The sequence below is a fragment of the Thioclava sp. NS-SX20 genome (assembly GCF_057380695.1).
In genome coordinates, this window is the sequence record NZ_JBXXRY010000003.1 from 105,681 (window position 1) to 121,704 (window position 16,024).

Consider the following 16,024-nt stretch of genomic DNA (forward strand, 5'->3'; position numbering starts at 1 on the left):
CGGCGGGGCGCGCAGGGCGGTCTTGGGGGTCAGTCGTTCACTTTCTTGACGAATTGGGATTTCAGCCCCATCTGGCCGATCCCGGGAACCTTGCAATCGATATCGTGATCGCCGCCGACAAGGCGGATGCCGCGCACTTTGGTGCCGACTTTCACGACCGAGGAACTGCCTTTGACCTTGAGATCCTTGATCACGGTCACGGTGTCGCCATCGGCGAGAATATTGCCAACCGCGTCGCGGATGACCTCTTCGTCAGAGCCGGACATGTCAGCCGACCATTCATGCCCGCATTCGGGGCAGGTGAGCAGGGCATCGACCTCGTAGGTATAGGTGGATGCGCAATTGGGGCAGGGGGGCAATGTATCCATCATGGTCGCAGCGGATAGGGGGCCATGCAGCTTTTGGCAAGAAAATTCGATTGCAATGACCAAAATTTACGATGGTTTTCGTCTTTTCAGACCGCTTGCGCGAAAATCGCGAAGGCTGTATCGAGGGCGCACCGGTCGCAGCCTACCCGGTTATCAAAACAAGGACTGATCCTATGACCTATATCCTAAAGGGGTGTCGCCCCTGTGCCGTTGTGTTGCCGCATGTCCTGCCCGCGCCCAAGGAGATGCCGTAATGTTCCGGATCACGAAAGAATTCCACTTTTCCGCCTCTCACCAGTTGGACCACCTGCCCGCCTGCCATCAATGTGCGCGGTTGCATGGCCATAACTATATCGTCGTGGTCGAACTGGCCGCCGCCGATCTGAATGCCGACGGGTTCGTGCGCGATTATCACGAACTGGCCGCGCTGAAAGACTATATTGACGGCACCTTCGATCATCGCCATCTCAATGACGTGCTCGATTGCCCCTCGACGGCCGAACATATGGCACGTCACTTCTATCTCTGGTGCAAGGCGCGCTGGCCCGAGGTTGCGGCGGTGAAGGTCTCGGAGACGCCCAAGACATGGGCGGAATATCGTCCATGAGCCTGCGGATCTGCGAGATTTTCGGCCCGACCATTCAGGGGGAAGGGGTGCTGATCGGCGAGCCGACGGTGTTTGTGCGCACCGGCGGCTGCGATTATCGCTGTAGCTGGTGCGACAGTCTGCACGCGGTCGACAGCGCCTATCGCCATGACTGGGAGGTCATGACCCCGACCGAGGTCTGGGACGAGATCGTGCATCTGTCGGACCATAGACCGCTGACCGTTTCGCTGTCGGGCGGCAATCCGGCGATCCAGAATCTGGCACCGGTGATCGAGATGGGGCAGGCGGCAGGCTACCGTTTTGCCTGCGAGACACAGGGGTCGATCCCTGCGGCATGGTTCGGGCGGCTTGATACGCTCGTGCTGAGCCCGAAGCCGCCCTCCTCGGGGGAACGGGTCGTCTGGGAGCGCTTTGAGGATTGTCTCAAGGCGGCGGGTCCGCATACGCAGGTGGTGATGAAGATCGTCGTTTTCGACGAGGACGATTTCGCCTTTGCCCGTGCCACCGCGGCAAGCTATCCCGATCTGCCGCTTTACCTGCAGCCGGGCAATCGCGAGGTGGACCCCGCGACCCCCGTCAATCTGGATGTGGCGGCCAAGCGGCTGGAATGGCTGGTCCAGCAGACCCTTGCCGCAAAATGGTTCCGCCCGCGGGTGCTGCCGCAGTTGCATGTGATGATCTGGGGCAATAAGCGCGGTGTGTGATGCCGTCTCGCTATTGGTGGGGCTTGGGGCTAGAAAGGGACGGCCCCTACGGAGATGAACATGGACTGGACAAAGCTTCTGTCGAACGAACGCCTGTGCGACCGGACCTATTCCGAGCAGAGCAACCGCTCCATCTTCACGCAGGATTACGACCGGATCGTGTTTTCCCAACCCTTCCGGCGTCTGGCCAATAAAACGCAGGTGCAGCCGCTATACGAACATGACCACGTGCATCACCGGCTGATCCATTCGATCGAGGTGGGCTCTGTCGGGCGGTCGCTGGCGATGGCCATCGGGCAATGGCTGGTGGCGCAGGGCCATATCGCGGCGGGCGAGGAAAACAGCCTTGCCAATATCGTGCAGGCCGCCTGCGCTGCCCATGATATCGGCAATCCGCCCTTTGGTCATTCGGGCGAGGCCTCGATTGGCGCATGGTTCGCGCGGGCCTTCGAGGAGGGGCGCGGGATGTTTGGTGATCTGGACCCCGCTCTGCAAGACGAGTTCCGCCAGTTCGAAGGCAATGCGCAAGGGTTCCGTATCATCGCCCGCACCGAGATGTATCGCAATGATGGCGGGATGCGGCTGTCCAAGGCGGTGCTGGGCGCCTTCATGAAATACCCGCTTTCGGCAGCGACGAAAACCGCATTGGGCGAGGAGAGCTATCACGCCGATGGGTATTTCGGCGCCAAGAAATTCGGGATTTTCCATTCGGAATTGCGGCTTTTTGCCGAGGTGGCGGCAAGCCTTGGCCTGCCCCAGATCGAGATCGGCCCGAACCAGTGGTGGCGGCGTCACCCGCTGGTCTATGTCGTCGAGGCGGCTGACGACATCTGCTATAATATCGTCGATCTCGAAGATGCCTTTACCACGGGCGAGCTGCCATTCGAGGTGGTGCGCGACACGTTGCTCCGGCTGGCGGGGCGCGAGGACAGGCCCGTGCAAAGCCACCCATCGCGTCTGCCTGCCGAAGAGATCGCCCTTCTGCGGGCAATGAGTATCGGGCGGGCCATCGAAAGCTGTGTGGAGGCCTTCAAGGCACATTACAGCGCGATCATGGAGGGCCGGTTCAGCCACGCTCTGGTCGAGGCCGGTCATCTGGGCGCACAGTTCTCCGCGATCCGCGATCTTGCCAAAGCGCGTATCTTCACCGCCCCGCGCAAGACAGAGCTGGAAGTTTCGGGCTATCGGGTCATTGCCAATGTGCTGGACGGGATCGCCCCGATCTATCAGCAGCTTGGCGCGCGGGGATGGCAGGCCGAGGCGCTGGACACCCATGCGGCGCAGATCGTGCGGGTGTTGGGGCTGGACCTGCGGGATGTGACATCGGCGGAAACGGCGCTGCATGCGATGGGTGATTTCGTTTCGGGGATGACAGACCGCTATGCGTTGCGGATTTCGCGGATGTTTTCAGGCATATAACCCTTTGACAGCGTTTTAGGGCCTTTCCTGACAAGAAACTTTTTTGAATAATGGCTCTGCGCAGGCCGGTTTTCCAAAGCGGCCTCGCACTGTCATGAGGGAGAGCCAGACATGTCTGAAACCAAAAAGGGTTTGCAACAAAACCCCCATGCCGTGCGCGAGATCCGCGAGAAGAACCTCGAGGTGGCGATTGGCCGTCAGGTGCGCGAATTGCGCAAGCGCCAGCGCATGACGGTGGCCGATCTGGCAGGGCAGGCAGGGCTTTCGGTGGGCATGCTGTCGAAGATCGAAAATGGTGTGACCTCGCCCTCGCTCAGCACGATTTCCACCTTGGCCCATGCGTTGCGGGTGCCGCTGGTCCAGTTGTTCTCGGGGTTCGAGGAGCAACGCGGCTGTATGCATGTGAAAGCCGGTGACGGGGTCGAAATCGAACGGGAGGGCACGCGGGCGGGCCATCAATACCAGCTTCTGGGCCATATCGGGTCGAACAATTCCGGCGTTGTGGTCGAGCCCTATATGATCACGCTGGAAAATCCCACCGAACGCTTCCCCATCTTCCAGCATGAGGGCATCGAGATCCTGTATATGCTGGAAGGCGAGATGACCTATCGGCACGGGGACCAGCGCTATCTGATGGAACCGGGCGACTCGCTGGTGTTTGACTCGGATGCGCCGCACGGGCCGGAAGATCTGGCGGCCCTGCCGATCCGCTACCTGTCCATCATCACCTATCCGCAAGCGCGTTGATCTTTCGCCTAAGGGCTGGGCGTTGTGCGGCTTGGCCCTGCGGATTTTGCGTAAAATCTATGCGGTTCCATGCGGCCTTCCGGAAAGACCGGAGAAAACGGCGGTTTTCCTAGAAGGAATAAAATATTCTCTTTAGTGATGTTCTTGAAGGCGCGCTGCGCCGGTCTCGAACGCAATGGAGAGGACCTATGTGTGGGATTGTTGGCCTTTTTTTGAAAAAGGATGATCTGCGCCCGAAGCTGGGCGATATGCTGACCGATATGCTGATCACCATGACCGAACGCGGCCCCGATAGTGCGGGCATCGCGATCTATGGGGATGATGGCGAAGGTGTGAAAATCACCGTGCAATCGGATACGCCGGATGTGGATTTTGCGGGTCTGGAAGACGATCTGTCGAAGGCTGCGGGTGTTGTGGTTTCGGTGAAGGTTGTCTCCACCCATGCCGTGATCAAAGCGCCGCTTGCCGCCGAGGCTGCCCTTCTGGCCGCCGTTGAGGCCAAGGGCCTGCGGGTGATGGGCGTGGGCGAAAGCATGGAGATCTACAAAGAGATCGGCCTGCCGAAGGATGTCGCCGAGCGGTTCGGCATCCGCGAGATGGGCGGCAGCCACGGCATTGGCCACACCCGTATGGCCACCGAATCCGCCGTGACCACGCTGGGCGCGCACCCGTTCTCGACCGCCGATGACCAATGCCTTGTGCATAACGGCTCGCTGTCGAACCATAACTCGATGCGCCGCAAGCTCGCCAAGAAGGGCGTTTTCACCAAGACCGAAAACGACACCGAAGTGGGGGCGGCCTATATTTCCTCGCGTATCGCGGATGGTGCCAGCCTTGGCGAGGCGCTGGAGGGCACGCTTGAGGATCTCGACGGCTTCTTCACCTTTGTGACCGGCACCAAGAACGGCTTCGGGGTCGTGCGCGATCCGGTGGCCTGCAAGCCCGCGATCATGGCCGAGACCGAAGACTATGTGGCCTTCGCCAGCGAATATCGCGCCTTTGCCGATCTGCCGGGCATCGAGGCGGCCCGCGTCTGGGAACCCGAACCCGCCACTGTCTATTTCTGGGAGCGTTGATCCATGACTGTTCTGGATATGTCGCAGGTTGCCCTGCGCGAGTTGAACTCCACGCTGCAGGCGGCTGCCAAAGACCGCAAGAATGAAGCTTTCGATATCACCAACCCGCGCGGCTCCCATGCGGTGGCCGTGGGTCTGGATGGGCCGCTGGATGTGACCATCAAGGGCTCAACGGGCTATTACTGCGCGGGCATGAACAAGGAAGCCACGGTGACGGTCGAAGGCTCGACCGGTCCGGGTGTGGCCGAGAATATGATGTCGGGCGTGGTCACCATCGAAGGCGACGCCAGCCAATATGCCGGTGCCACCGGTCGTGGCGGTCTGTTGAACATCAAGGGCAATGCGTCGTCGCGCTGCGGGATCTCGATGAAAGGCATCGATATCGTGGTGCATGGCAATATCGGCCATATGTCGGCCTTCATGGCACAGCGCGGCAATCTGGTTGTGCTGGGCGATGCGGGCGATGCGTTGGGCGACAGCCTTTACGAGGCGCGCCTGTTCGTGCGCGGCAAAGTGAAATCGCTGGGGGCTGATTGCATCGAGAAAGAGATGCGCCCCGAGCATCTCACCTTCCTCAAGGACATCCTTGAGAAGACCGGCGCCGACGCCAAGCCCGAAGAGTTCAAACGCTATGGCTCGGCCCGCAAGCTCTACAACTTCAATATCGACCACGCCGACGAGTATTAAGGAGCGCGATCATGGATAAGACACCGCATACCGAACCGCGCCAAAGCTGGACCTTCTCGCAGGAGGTCAACTCCGAGATCCGTCGCGCCGCCGCCACCGGCATCTATGACATCCGCGGCGGCGGGGCCAAGCGTCGCGTGCCGCATTTCGATGACCTGCTGTTTCTGGGCGCCTCGATGTCGCGCTACCCGCTGGAAGGCTATCGTGAGAGATGCGATACCTCGGTCACCTTGGGCACGCGCTTTGCCAAGAAACCGATCGAGCTGAAAATCCCGATCACCATCGCGGGCATGTCCTTCGGGGCGCTTTCGGGCCACGCGAAAGAGGCTCTGGGTCGTGGGGCCAGCCTTGCAGGCACCTCGACCACCACCGGTGACGGTGGCATGACCGAGGAAGAGCGCGGCCATTCCGAAAAGCTGGTCTATCAGTATCTGCCCTCGCGCTACGGGATGAACCCCGATGACCTGCGCCGCGCCGATGCGATTGAAATCGTGGTGGGGCAGGGCGCGAAACCGGGTGGCGGCGGTATGCTGCTGGGTCAGAAGATCACCGAACGCGTGGCGGGCATGCGCGATCTGCCGGTCGGGATCGACCAGCGCTCGGCCTGCCGTCACCCCGACTGGACCGGCCCCGATGATCTGGAGATCAAGATCCTTGAACTCCGCGAGATCACCAACTGGGAAAAGCCGATCTACATCAAGGTCGGGGGTGCGCGCCCCTATTACGACACCGCTTTGGCGGTGAAGGCCGGTGCCGATGTGGTGGTGCTCGATGGCATGCAGGGCGGTACGGCTGCCACGCAGGACGTGTTCATCGAAAACGTTGGCCAACCGACGCTGGCCTGTATCCGCCCCGCCGTTCAGGCGTTGCAGGATCTGGGGCTACACCGCGAGGTGCAGCTGGTTGTCTCGGGCGGTATCCGCACCGGTGCGGATGTGGCGAAAGCGCTCGCCCTTGGCGCGGATGCGGTGGCAATCGGCACGGCGGCTTTGGTCGCGCTTGGCGACAATGACCCGAAATGGGAGGCCGAGTATAACGCGCTTGGCACCACGGCGGGCGCCTATGACGATTGGCACGAAGGCCGCGACCCTGCGGGCATTACCACGCAGGACCCCGAGCTGATGAAGCGCCTTGATCCGGTGGCGGCAGGTCGTCGCCTGCGCAACTACCTCAATGTGATGACGCTGGAATGCCAGACCATCGCGCGGGCCTGTGGCCATAACCATGTCCACAACCTCGAGCCCGAGGATCTTTGCGCGCTGACTATGGAGGCCGCTGCTATGGCGCAGGTGCCTCTGGCGGGCACGAGCTGGTGGCCGGGCAAGGGCGGCTTCTAAGCCCGTTTCCAGATTGGTCGAAAGACAGGGCGAGGGCGGCAAACGCCCCGCCATTCTCAACAGGGATAAAGAGGTGTTCAGATGGCAGGTCTTGCCGAGTTTGCCCGCGAGAAGGGCGTCAAATATTTCATGATCTCCTACACGGATCTCTTCGGGGGCCAGCGCGCAAAGCTGGTGCCCGCTCAGGCGATCACCGATATGGAAGAAGACGGCGCGGGCTTTGCCGGTTTTGCCACTTGGCTCGACCTAACGCCTGCGCATCCCGATATGCTGGCGGTGCCGGATGCGTCGGCGGCGATCCAGCTGCCGTGGAAACCCGAGGTGGCTTGGGTGCCCGCAAATTGCGTGATGGAAGGCGAGCCCGTCGATCAGGCGCCGCGCAATGTGCTGCAGAAGCTGGTGGATGAGGCCGCAGCCGCAGGGCTTCGCGTGAAGACCGGTATCGAGGCCGAATTCTTTCTACTTACCCCCGAGGGCGACCAGATCTCCGACCCCTATGACACGGCGGCCAAGCCCTGCTATGACCAGCAGGCCGTGATGCGCCGCTATGACATCATTGCCGAAATCAGCGATTACATGCTGGAGCTTGGCTGGGGCGCCTATCAGAACGACCACGAGGATGCCAATGGCCAGTTCGAGATGAACTGGGGTTTTGACGATGCGATGGTCACCGCCGACCGCCACAGCTTCTTCAAGTTCATGGTGAAATCCGTGGCCGAGAAGCACGGGATGCGCGCCACCTTTATGCCCAAACCCATCGAGGGGCTGACGGGCAATGGCTGCCACGCACATATCTCGGTCTGGGATCTGGACGGTAAGGTCAATGCCTTTGCCGATAAGTCCAAAGAGCTGGGCCTCTCGGATCAGGGCCGCACCTTCTTGGGCGGTATCATGAAGCACGCCGAAGCGCTGGCCGCGATCACCAACCCCACGGTCAACAGCTACAAGCGGATCAACGCGCCGCGCACGACCTCGGGCGCGACATGGGCGCCGAACACGGTGACATGGACCGGCAATAACCGCACCCATATGGTCCGCGTCCCCGGTCCGGGCCGGTTCGAGCTGCGCCTGCCCGATGGGGCGGTGAACCCCTATCTCCTGCAGGCGGTGATCATCGCGGCGGGTCTGTCGGGGATCAAATCCAAAGCCGATCCGGGGCCGCGTCACGATATCGACATGTATGCCGAAGGGTTCAAGATCAAGGACGCGCCGCGTCTGCCGCTGAACCTGCTGGACGCGCTGCGCAATTTTGACGCGGATGAGGGGCTGAAAGCTGCTTTGGGTGCCGAATTCTCGGCCTCCTACATCAAGATGAAGATGCAGGAATGGACCGCCTTCGTGTCGCATTTCTCCCAATGGGAGAAAGATAATACGCTCGATATCTGAGCTTGATTTACCCCTCCTGATGCCCGGCGTTCACTTCGGTGACGTCGGGCTTTTTTTGTCGCGCAAAACGCGCGGGGCGTGGCCATAGGCCTCGCGGAAACGGTCGGCAAAATGCGACTGGCTGGCAAAGCCCGTCAGATGCGCGATCTCTGATAGCGGCAGCCGCGTGCCAGCAATTAGCTCACGGGCTTTTTCCAGACGGATGCGGCGGTAAACCTCCATCACCGGCGCGCCCATCTCTTGCCGGAACTGCCGTTGCAACTGGCGCAGCGACAGCCCCGCAAGCCCCGCAAGCTGGCTTTGGTCCAGCGGGTCGGCAATATGGCTTTCCATCAGCTCCAGCGTCGCGGCCACCACCTTGGGCAGCACCCCGTAACGCGCCTCGATCGAGGCCATCTGGGGCGCATCGGCACCGCGGATCTCGGTCTGGATGAACCAGTCGGAAATGCGCTGCGCAAAGCCCGTACCATGTTCGCGCGCAATCAGCGCATGCATCATATCCAGCGGCGCGATGCCGCCCGCGCAGGTATAGCGGTTGCGGTCGATCACAAACAGCCGCCGCTCCAGCAGCCACTCGCCCGGCAGTGCGGCAATATCGTCATAGTGATGCCAGTGCAGCGTGAAGCGCCGCCCCTCCAGCAGACCTGCCCGCGCAAGGATCATCGCCCCGCCCGAGATCCCCCCCAAGGCAACGCCCCGCCGGTCGGCCTCGCGCAGCCAAGCCATCAGCGCCGGATCATTCACCCGCGCAGGGTCTCCGCCCGCCACCACGAAGACCAGATCGAAATCAGGCGGGGTCGCGCGGAAGGGCAGGGCCGGAAATTCGGACCCGATGGAAGACACCGCCCGATCCGACCCCGAGAGAATCGTAATCCGGTAGGTTCCCGCCCGAAACTGATTGGCCGCGCGCAAAGGTTCAAGCGCCGAGGCCGTCGACATCAGCGCATGGCCATCCAGTAGAAGAAAGGCGATATTTTGCATAGGCTTACTCGATTAATCCTAACGGCATTTTTAGGATAAAAAATGTCACTTATAAAGAAGTTTATTCATCTTGCCTCGCCTAGCCTGTCTGGGACAAAGGAGCGCAGGTCATGAAGTTTTCAGGGTTCAAGGTGCTGAAAGAAGCGCTGACCGGACATAAGGGATGGGGGCCTTTGTGGCGCAATCCCGACCCCAAACCCAGCTATGATATCATCATCGTCGGTGGCGGCGGCCATGGCCTGTCGACGGCCTTCTATCTGGCGAAGAATTTCGGCCATCTGAAGGTGGCGGTGCTGGAAAAGGGCTGGCTCGGGTCGGGCAATATCGGGCGGAACACCACGATCATCCGCTCGAATTACCTGCTGCCGGGGAACCAGCCGTTCTACGAGCTTTCGATGAAGCTTTGGGAAAACCTTGAACAGGAAACCAACTTCAACTCGATGGTCAGCCAGCGCGGGATCTTCAACCTGTTCCATAGCGACGGCCAGCGCGATGCCTACCGTCGGCGCGGCAATGCGATGATGATCTCGGGGGCGGGTGCGAAACTGGTGGATGCCGCCGACCTGCGCGAGAGGCTGCCCTATCTGAATTTCGACAATGCGCGTTTCCCGATCAAGGGCGCTTTGATCCAGCCGCGTGCAGGTACGGCGCGGCATGATGGCGTGGTCTGGGGCTATGCGCGTGGCGCCGATCAGCGCGGTGTGGACATCATCCAGAACTGCGAGGTCACCGGTTTCCGCATCACCAATGGTCAGGTTGAAGGGGTGGAGACGACCCGTGGCTTCATCGGCGCGAAGAAGGTGGGGGTTGCGGTCGCAGGCTCGACCGGTCGCGTGATGGAGAAGGCGGGGATGCGCCTGCCCATCGAAAGCCATGTGCTGCAGGCCTTTGTGTCCGAGGGGCTGAAACCGCTGATCGATAATGTGATCACCTTTGGGGCGGGGCATTTCTATATCAGCCAGTCCGATAAGGGCGGTCTTGTCTTTGGCGGCGATATCGACGGCTATAATTCCTATGCGCAGCGCGGCAATCTTCCGGTGGTGGAAGACGTGCTGGAGGGCGGTATGGCCCTGATGCCGATGATCGGTCGGGCGCGGCTGTTGCGTAGCTGGGGCGGCATCATGGATATGTCGATGGATGGCTCGCCCATCATCGACGAGACGCCTGTCTCGGGCCTCTATCTGAATGCGGGCTGGTGCTATGGCGGCTTCAAGGCGACGCCTGCCTCGGGCTTCTGCTTTGCGCATCTTCTGGCCACAGGGCGGTCGCATGAGGTCACCGCGCAGATGCGGCTTGACCGTTTTGCGCGCGGCTATGTCATTGATGAAAAGGGCGTTGGTGCCCAACCGAACCTGCACTGAGGCACGATCATGCTGATACCCCATCCTCTTCTTGGCCTGCGGGATGCGCAGGAGTTTACCTATCTGGGCGATGCCAGCCTGATGAACCGTCCCGCGCCTGAGGCGGGCGAGGCCGCCTTCGCCGATTACGTCTTTCTGCGCGACAATCCGGCGGGCGTGCACCGCGAGCTTTGGTATCACGAGCAGGGCGACCGCTCGTGGCTGATTGTCACCCGTAACACGCTGACCCACGAAATTCTGGGCGCCGAGCTTGCGATGAAACCGGAGGGCGCGAAATGAGCCGTTTGTCTGGCGGTCTGGTAGATCGCAATGCGCCTTTGAATTTCCGCTTTGACGGGGCCGATTACTCGGGCTTTCAGGGCGATACTCTGGCTTCTGCGCTTTTGGCCAATGGCGTGCAGCTTATGGGGCGGTCGTTCAAATACCACCGCCCGCGCGGCGTGGTAGCCGCCGGTTCTGAAGAGCCAAACGCGCTGGTGACCCTGCGCACGGGCGCGCAGGCCGAACCGAACACCCGCGCCACCGTGGCCGAGCTGTATGACGGGCTCGAGGCCAAATCGCAGAATTATGCGGGCTCGCTGGAACATGACTGGCTGGCGGTGAATGACCTGCTGTCGCCCTTCTTTGCGGCGGGTTTCTACTACAAGACCTTCATGTGGCCGCGCGCCTTCTGGGAAAAGCTCTATGAGCCGATGATCCGCAAGGCGGCAGGGCTAGGGGCGCTGTCGGGTCTGCCTGACCCGGATGCCTATGATCGCGGATATCTGCATTGCGACCTGCTGGTGATCGGCGGCGGCGCGGCGGGGCTGATGGCGGCGCTGACTGCTGGCCGTGCGGGGGCCAAGGTCATTCTGGCGGATGAAGATTTCGCCTTGGGCGGGCGTCTTCTGGCCGAAAGCCATGCGCTGGATGACGCGCCCGCGACCGACTGGCTGCGCGCGACCGAGGCAGAACTTCGCGCGATGCCCAATGTTCGTGTTATGACGCGGATGACGGTTTTCGGCACCTATGACCATGGCGTCTATGGCGCGGTCGAGAGGGTCTCGGATCACCTGTCCGATGCAGGCGGGAAGGTGCGCCAGACGCTCTGGCGGGTCACCGCGCGGCGGGCGGTTCTGGCGGCGGGTGCGACCGAGCGTCATATCCCCTTTGCCAATAACGACCGTCCGGGCATCATGCTGGCGGGTGCCATGCGTGCCTATGCCAACCGCTGGGCGGTGGCGCCTGTGCGGCAGCCGGAGGACCGGATCGCCATTTTCACCAATAGCGACGATGGTCACCGCACCGCGCTGGATCTGATTGCCAAGGGCGCGCAGATTGCGGGCGTGATCGACACGAGGGCTGATGCGAAGTCGCTGGGCGATTACCGTGTCTATGCTGGCTCGGTGGTCTCGGACAGCAAGGGCCGTCTAGGCGTGAGCAAGGTGCAGATCACCAGCGGCGGCGCTAGCCAGTGGATCGACTGTGGCGCTTTGGGTGTCGCGGGCGGGTGGAACCCCAATGTGCATCTGGCCTCGCATCATCGTGGGCGTCCGGTCTGGCGCGAGGATCTGCTGGCCTTTGTGCCGGGCGAGGGTGGACCACAGGGGCTGATCCCCGCAGGCGCCTGCAATGGCGAGGGCACGACCGCGCAAGCGCTGGCCTCGGGCGCGAAGGCGGCTGTTGCGGCGCTGGCGGATCTGGGGATAACGGCCATGGCACCCGATCTGCCCAAGGCCGAGGATAGCCCTGTTACCCCCACGGCCTTCTGGCATGTGGCCGGCAAAGGGCGCGCTTGGGTCGATTTCCAGAACGATGTGACGGTGAAGGATATCGCGCTGGCGCATAAGGAAAACATGCGTCCGGTCGAGCATCTTAAACGCTGGACCACTTTGGGCATGGCCACCGATCAGGGCAAGACGGCCAATGTCTCGGCGCTGGCTGTTATGGCCGAGCTCACCGGCAAATCCATCCCCGAAACCGGCACCACCATCTTCCGCCCGCCCTATACCGGCGTGTCTTTGGGCGTGCTGGGTGGCGGCGATACGGGTAAGGACTTCCGCCCGACCCGCCTGACCCCGACCCATGACTGGGCGAAGGCGCGCGGGGCGGTCTTTGTCGAGGTCGGCCAATGGATGCGGGCGCAGTATTTCCCGCAAGGGAATGAGGAAGACTGGCGCGAAACCGTGGACCGCGAGGCCTTGGCCGTGCGCTCGGGCGTGGGGCTTTGCGATGTGACCACGCTGGGCAAGGTCGATGTGCAGGGTGCGGATGCGGGCGAATTCCTCAACCGGATTTACGCCAATATGATGGGCAGCCTGAAGGTTGGCAAAGTCCGCTACGGGCTGATGCTGCGCGAGGATGGCCATATCTATGATGATGGCACCTGCGCGCGTCTGGCCGAGGACCATTATGTGGTCACCACCACCACCGCCAATGCGGGGCTATGCTATCGCAATATGGAATTCGCGCGGCAATGCCTCTGGCCGGAGCTGGATGTGCAGCTGATCTCGACCACCGACGCTTGGGCGCAGATTGCCGTGGCGGGGCCGAATTCGCGCGCGCTTCTGTCGCGTGTGATGGATGGGGTGGATCTGTCGAATGAGGCCTTCCCTTTCATGGGCTGTGCCGAGATCACCCTCTGTGGCGGGCTGCGGGCGCGTCTGTTCCGCATCTCTTTCTCGGGCGAACTGGCCTATGAGATCGCGGTGCCGGCACGTTACGGCAATGCGCTGATGGAACGGCTGATGGAGCAGGGTCAGGATCTGGGTGTCACCCCCTATGGCACGGAAACCTTGGCCGTGCTGCGGATCGAGAAAGGCCATGCTGCGGGCGCCGAGTTGAACGGGCAGACCACCGCGCAGATGCTGGGTCTGGGCAAGATGGTCTCGGCCAAGAAAGATTCCATCGGGGCGATCATGTCGCGCCGCGAGGGTCTGGCCGCTGACAAGCGCCGTCTGGTGGGGCTGCAACCGCTTAATGCCGAAGAGCGGATCTTTGCGGGCTCGCATCTGTTCACCCGTGGCGATCAGCGCACGATGCAGAGCGATCAGGGCTGGGTGACCTCGGCCTGCTATTCGCCTCATGTCAAAAGCCATATCGCGCTTGGTTTTGTCGAACAGGGCGACAAGCGGATCGGTGAGGTGATCGTCGCCTATAACCCGCTGGAAAATTCGGGCTGTGACTGCCGGATTGTGCCTGCCCATTTTGTTGACCCCGAAGGGGAGCGTCTCCGTGACTAAGCCCGTGACTGATCTGATTGCACAGACCGCCCTTGGCGGCACCCGTCCGAAAACCGAAACCCTCGGGTCGATGACCCTGACCGAACGCCCCGATATCGCGCTGGCCTCTGTGGCGGCGCGCCACGGGCAAAGCCTGACCGAAGTGGCGGGGCTGCCACTGCCTGCACCGGGGGCCTTGACCCAAGGCGCGGGGTTGACTGCCTTCTGGGCGGGACCGGAGCAATGGCTGATCGAGGGTGAGGCCCGCGCCGAGGAAGACTTTGCGGCATGGGTCAAAGCCCAAGTGCCTGCGGCCTCGGTCACCGAACAGACCGATGGCTGGGTGGCCTTCGACATCGCAGGCCCCGAGATGGACCGCCTGTTGGAACGTTTGGTCAACCTGCCCGATAGCGCCAAGGCCACAGGGCAGGCCACCCGCACCGGCCTGCATCATATGTCGGTCTTCCTGCTGCGGCTTGCAGACGACCACTGCCGGATCTGGGGCATGCGCTCTTATGCTGGCAGCCTCTGGCATGCCCTTTACGAGGTGGCTTCGCGGCTGTCTTGATGCGGGGCCTGATGCGGCGGGGCCCGAGATCAGGCCTTGCGGCTGGCGGCCTGCCTGCGGGCGGGGCGTCCGGGAATATCACGTGCAATCGGGGCGGTCTTTGACCGGTTCCTCTTCTCTTCATGCCTCCGATGGGGCTATACCTCTCTGGCGAAAGACTTTCGGATACTCACATGACCAAATATTGCCTGACTGTAACCTGTCCTACCCAGCGCGGCATCGTCGCGGCCATCTCGGGTTTTCTGGCCGATAAAGGCTGCAACATCACCGATAGCGCCCAGTTCGACGATCTCGAGACGGGGAATTTCTTCATGCGGGTCAGCTTTACCTCGGAAACGGGGAATGATGGTGAAAGCCTGCGCAGCGAGTTTGCCGAGACTGCGAAAAGTTTCGGTATGAATTTCGCCTTCCACGACGAGGCCACCAAGATGAAAGTCGTCATCATGGTGTCGCGCTTCGGGCATTGCCTGAATGACCTTCTGTACCGTGCGCGCATCGGCGCGCTGCCGGTGGAGATCGTGGCGGTGATCTCGAACCATATGGATTACCAGAAGGTCGTGGTGAATCAGGATATCCCCTTCCACTGCATCAAGGTGACCAAGGAAAACAAACCCGAGGCCGAAGCCCGCATCATGCAGGTGGTCGAGGAGGCAGGTGCCGAGCTGATCGTGCTGGCACGCTATATGCAGATCCTCTCGGACGAGATGTGCCAGAAGATGTCGGGGCGGATCATCAATATCCACCATTCCTTCCTGCCGTCCTTCAAAGGCGCGAACCCCTATAAGCAGGCCTTTGCCCGCGGGGTGAAGCTGATCGGGGCGACCTCGCATTATGTGACCGCCGATCTGGACGAGGGCCCGATCATCGAGCAGGACACCGTGCGGGTGACCCATGCGCAATCGCCCGAGGATTACGTCTCGCTGGGGCGCGATGTGGAAAGTCAGGTGCTGGCGCGGGCGATCCATGCCCATGCCCATCGCCGCGTCTTCATCAACGGGTCGAAAACGGTGGTCTTTCCTGCCTCTCCGGGATCGTTCTCGTCGGAGCGTATGGGCTAAGGCGCGCGTCTTTCCGCAAGATATAGTGGCCGCATGCCGGTTCGGGTCGTCCTTCGGGGCGGCCCTTTTATGTTTTGCAGAGCGAGGCCGTCTCCGGTTTTCAGCCCGAGATTGAACCTCCCGTGAACGAATCCGGAGCGTCGATTCGGTGTGCGCTGTCGGAAAACCCCGTCTAGCCCCAGAATTATTTTTTTGCGCTTTGCTTTGGGCGGGGTTCTTTGTAACTCGAAAGTCCCGCGATTCAGATGCAGGGCCAAGGTGATATACCCCGTTCGGCCTGCAGAGGGCCGGATGAAAAAGGCACTGGACTTTGAGCGCAAAGTGGCTACTATATATAGCGCATCAGGTGGGGTTGGATACCATATCAGCCTCACGCAAAGGGCCGCTACAGTTCCGGCCCGTCCGAAATCTCCGCTGTGGCAGGCTATCCTGTTGCAATGCCGGAGCGGACAGGTGGGCAGGCCGTCTCTGGCCTGTCAGCGGCCAGCCTGAATGCGATAATGTCCACGGGCGGTGCGTCCGGGG

15 protein-coding genes are annotated in these 16,024 nt (G+C 61.6%); 13 read left to right on the plus strand and 2 right to left on the minus strand.

The annotated features are described in order from the left end of the window. Positions 1-29: 29 nt before the first annotated feature. Positions 30-371: a zinc ribbon domain-containing protein YjdM gene (locus tag AC2ISB_RS16200; RefSeq protein WP_330647281.1), complete on the minus strand. Its 342-nt coding sequence runs from the start codon at positions 369-371 to the stop codon at positions 30-32. Positions 372-621: 250 nt separating this feature from the next. Here AC2ISB_RS16200 and AC2ISB_RS16205 point away from each other — a divergent pair, with 250 nt between their 5' ends. The 8 genes from AC2ISB_RS16205 to glnT all read left to right on the plus strand — a co-directional run bounded on the left by AC2ISB_RS16205 (position 622) and on the right by glnT (position 8,331). Beyond that, complete coding sequence (locus tag AC2ISB_RS16205; protein ID WP_330647157.1) at positions 622-975, plus strand: 6-pyruvoyl trahydropterin synthase family protein; 354 nt, start codon at positions 622-624, stop codon at positions 973-975. Then, positions 972-1,679, plus strand: a complete 708-nt coding sequence (queE, locus tag AC2ISB_RS16210; RefSeq protein ID WP_330647156.1) for a 7-carboxy-7-deazaguanine synthase QueE — start codon at positions 972-974, stop codon at positions 1,677-1,679. Before AC2ISB_RS16205 ends, queE begins: the two co-directional genes overlap by 4 nt. A gap of 60 nt (positions 1,680-1,739) precedes the next feature. Further along, entirely contained in the window at positions 1,740-3,098 is a 1,359-nt protein-coding gene (gene dgt / locus AC2ISB_RS16215) for a dGTP triphosphohydrolase (protein WP_486577221.1), read from the plus strand. A gap of 111 nt (positions 3,099-3,209) precedes the next feature. Further along, on the plus strand, positions 3,210-3,845 hold the full coding sequence (locus AC2ISB_RS16220) for a helix-turn-helix domain-containing protein (protein WP_330647154.1): 636 nt from the start codon (positions 3,210-3,212) through the stop codon (positions 3,843-3,845). Between the two features lie 188 nt (positions 3,846-4,033). After that, complete coding sequence (locus AC2ISB_RS16225; RefSeq protein WP_486577222.1) at positions 4,034-4,921, plus strand: class II glutamine amidotransferase; 888 nt, start codon at positions 4,034-4,036, stop codon at positions 4,919-4,921. Positions 4,922-4,924: 3 nt separating this feature from the next. Beyond that, positions 4,925-5,608, plus strand: a complete 684-nt coding sequence (locus AC2ISB_RS16230; protein WP_339109582.1) for a GXGXG domain-containing protein — start codon at positions 4,925-4,927, stop codon at positions 5,606-5,608. Between the two features lie 11 nt (positions 5,609-5,619). Beyond that, positions 5,620-6,945, plus strand: a complete 1,326-nt coding sequence (locus tag AC2ISB_RS16235; RefSeq protein ID WP_330647151.1) for an FMN-binding glutamate synthase family protein — start codon at positions 5,620-5,622, stop codon at positions 6,943-6,945. Between the two features lie 81 nt (positions 6,946-7,026). Beyond that, positions 7,027-8,331 carry a type III glutamate--ammonia ligase gene (gene glnT, locus AC2ISB_RS16240; RefSeq protein WP_486577223.1) on the plus strand — a complete coding sequence of 435 codons (1,305 nt, stop codon included), beginning with the start codon at positions 7,027-7,029 and terminating at the stop codon, positions 8,329-8,331. Positions 8,332-8,361: 30 nt separating this feature from the next. On the opposite strand, the gene AC2ISB_RS16245 is transcribed toward glnT, so the two are convergent. Then, positions 8,362-9,312, minus strand: a complete 951-nt coding sequence (locus tag AC2ISB_RS16245) for a GlxA family transcriptional regulator (RefSeq protein WP_486577224.1) — start codon at positions 9,310-9,312, stop codon at positions 8,362-8,364. Between the two features lie 110 nt (positions 9,313-9,422). On the opposite strand from AC2ISB_RS16245, the gene AC2ISB_RS16250 reads away from it, so the two are divergent. From AC2ISB_RS16250 to purU, 5 genes are all read left to right on the plus strand, one after another. Next, on the plus strand, positions 9,423-10,673 hold the full coding sequence (locus AC2ISB_RS16250; RefSeq protein WP_486577225.1) for a sarcosine oxidase subunit beta family protein: 1,251 nt from the start codon (positions 9,423-9,425) through the stop codon (positions 10,671-10,673). Between the two features lie 9 nt (positions 10,674-10,682). After that, on the plus strand, positions 10,683-10,952 hold the full coding sequence (locus AC2ISB_RS16255) for a sarcosine oxidase subunit delta (RefSeq protein ID WP_486577226.1): 270 nt from the start codon (positions 10,683-10,685) through the stop codon (positions 10,950-10,952). After that, positions 10,949-13,894, plus strand: a complete 2,946-nt coding sequence (locus AC2ISB_RS16260; protein ID WP_486577228.1) for a sarcosine oxidase subunit alpha family protein — start codon at positions 10,949-10,951, stop codon at positions 13,892-13,894. The genes AC2ISB_RS16255 and AC2ISB_RS16260 overlap by 4 nt, the downstream gene beginning before the upstream one ends. Next, a complete protein-coding gene (locus tag AC2ISB_RS16265) occupies positions 13,887-14,441 on the plus strand; it encodes a sarcosine oxidase subunit gamma (protein WP_486577229.1) in 555 nt (184 codons plus the stop codon). The genes AC2ISB_RS16260 and AC2ISB_RS16265 overlap by 8 nt, the downstream gene beginning before the upstream one ends. A 173-nt stretch (positions 14,442-14,614) precedes the next feature. Further along, a complete protein-coding gene (gene purU / locus AC2ISB_RS16270) occupies positions 14,615-15,499 on the plus strand; it encodes a formyltetrahydrofolate deformylase (RefSeq protein WP_341485722.1) in 885 nt (294 codons plus the stop codon). Positions 15,500-16,024: the final 525 nt, after the last annotated feature.

Coding starts and splice junctions, on each gene's coding strand:
- AC2ISB_RS16200 (WP_330647281.1), bottom strand. CDS start 371: ATGATGGATACATTGCCCCCCTGCCCCAATTGCGCATCCACCTATACC.
- AC2ISB_RS16205 (WP_330647157.1), top strand. CDS start 622: ATGTTCCGGATCACGAAAGAATTCCACTTTTCCGCCTCTCACCAGTTG.
- queE (WP_330647156.1), top strand. CDS start 972: ATGAGCCTGCGGATCTGCGAGATTTTCGGCCCGACCATTCAGGGGGAA.
- dgt (WP_486577221.1), top strand. CDS start 1,740: ATGGACTGGACAAAGCTTCTGTCGAACGAACGCCTGTGCGACCGGACC.
- AC2ISB_RS16220 (WP_330647154.1), top strand. CDS start 3,210: ATGTCTGAAACCAAAAAGGGTTTGCAACAAAACCCCCATGCCGTGCGC.
- AC2ISB_RS16225 (WP_486577222.1), top strand. CDS start 4,034: ATGTGTGGGATTGTTGGCCTTTTTTTGAAAAAGGATGATCTGCGCCCG.
- AC2ISB_RS16230 (WP_339109582.1), top strand. CDS start 4,925: ATGACTGTTCTGGATATGTCGCAGGTTGCCCTGCGCGAGTTGAACTCC.
- AC2ISB_RS16235 (WP_330647151.1), top strand. CDS start 5,620: ATGGATAAGACACCGCATACCGAACCGCGCCAAAGCTGGACCTTCTCG.
- glnT (WP_486577223.1), top strand. CDS start 7,027: ATGGCAGGTCTTGCCGAGTTTGCCCGCGAGAAGGGCGTCAAATATTTC.
- AC2ISB_RS16245 (WP_486577224.1), bottom strand. CDS start 9,312: ATGCAAAATATCGCCTTTCTTCTACTGGATGGCCATGCGCTGATGTCG.
- AC2ISB_RS16250 (WP_486577225.1), top strand. CDS start 9,423: ATGAAGTTTTCAGGGTTCAAGGTGCTGAAAGAAGCGCTGACCGGACAT.
- AC2ISB_RS16255 (WP_486577226.1), top strand. CDS start 10,683: ATGCTGATACCCCATCCTCTTCTTGGCCTGCGGGATGCGCAGGAGTTT.
- AC2ISB_RS16260 (WP_486577228.1), top strand. CDS start 10,949: ATGAGCCGTTTGTCTGGCGGTCTGGTAGATCGCAATGCGCCTTTGAAT.
- purU (WP_341485722.1), top strand. CDS start 14,615: ATGACCAAATATTGCCTGACTGTAACCTGTCCTACCCAGCGCGGCATC.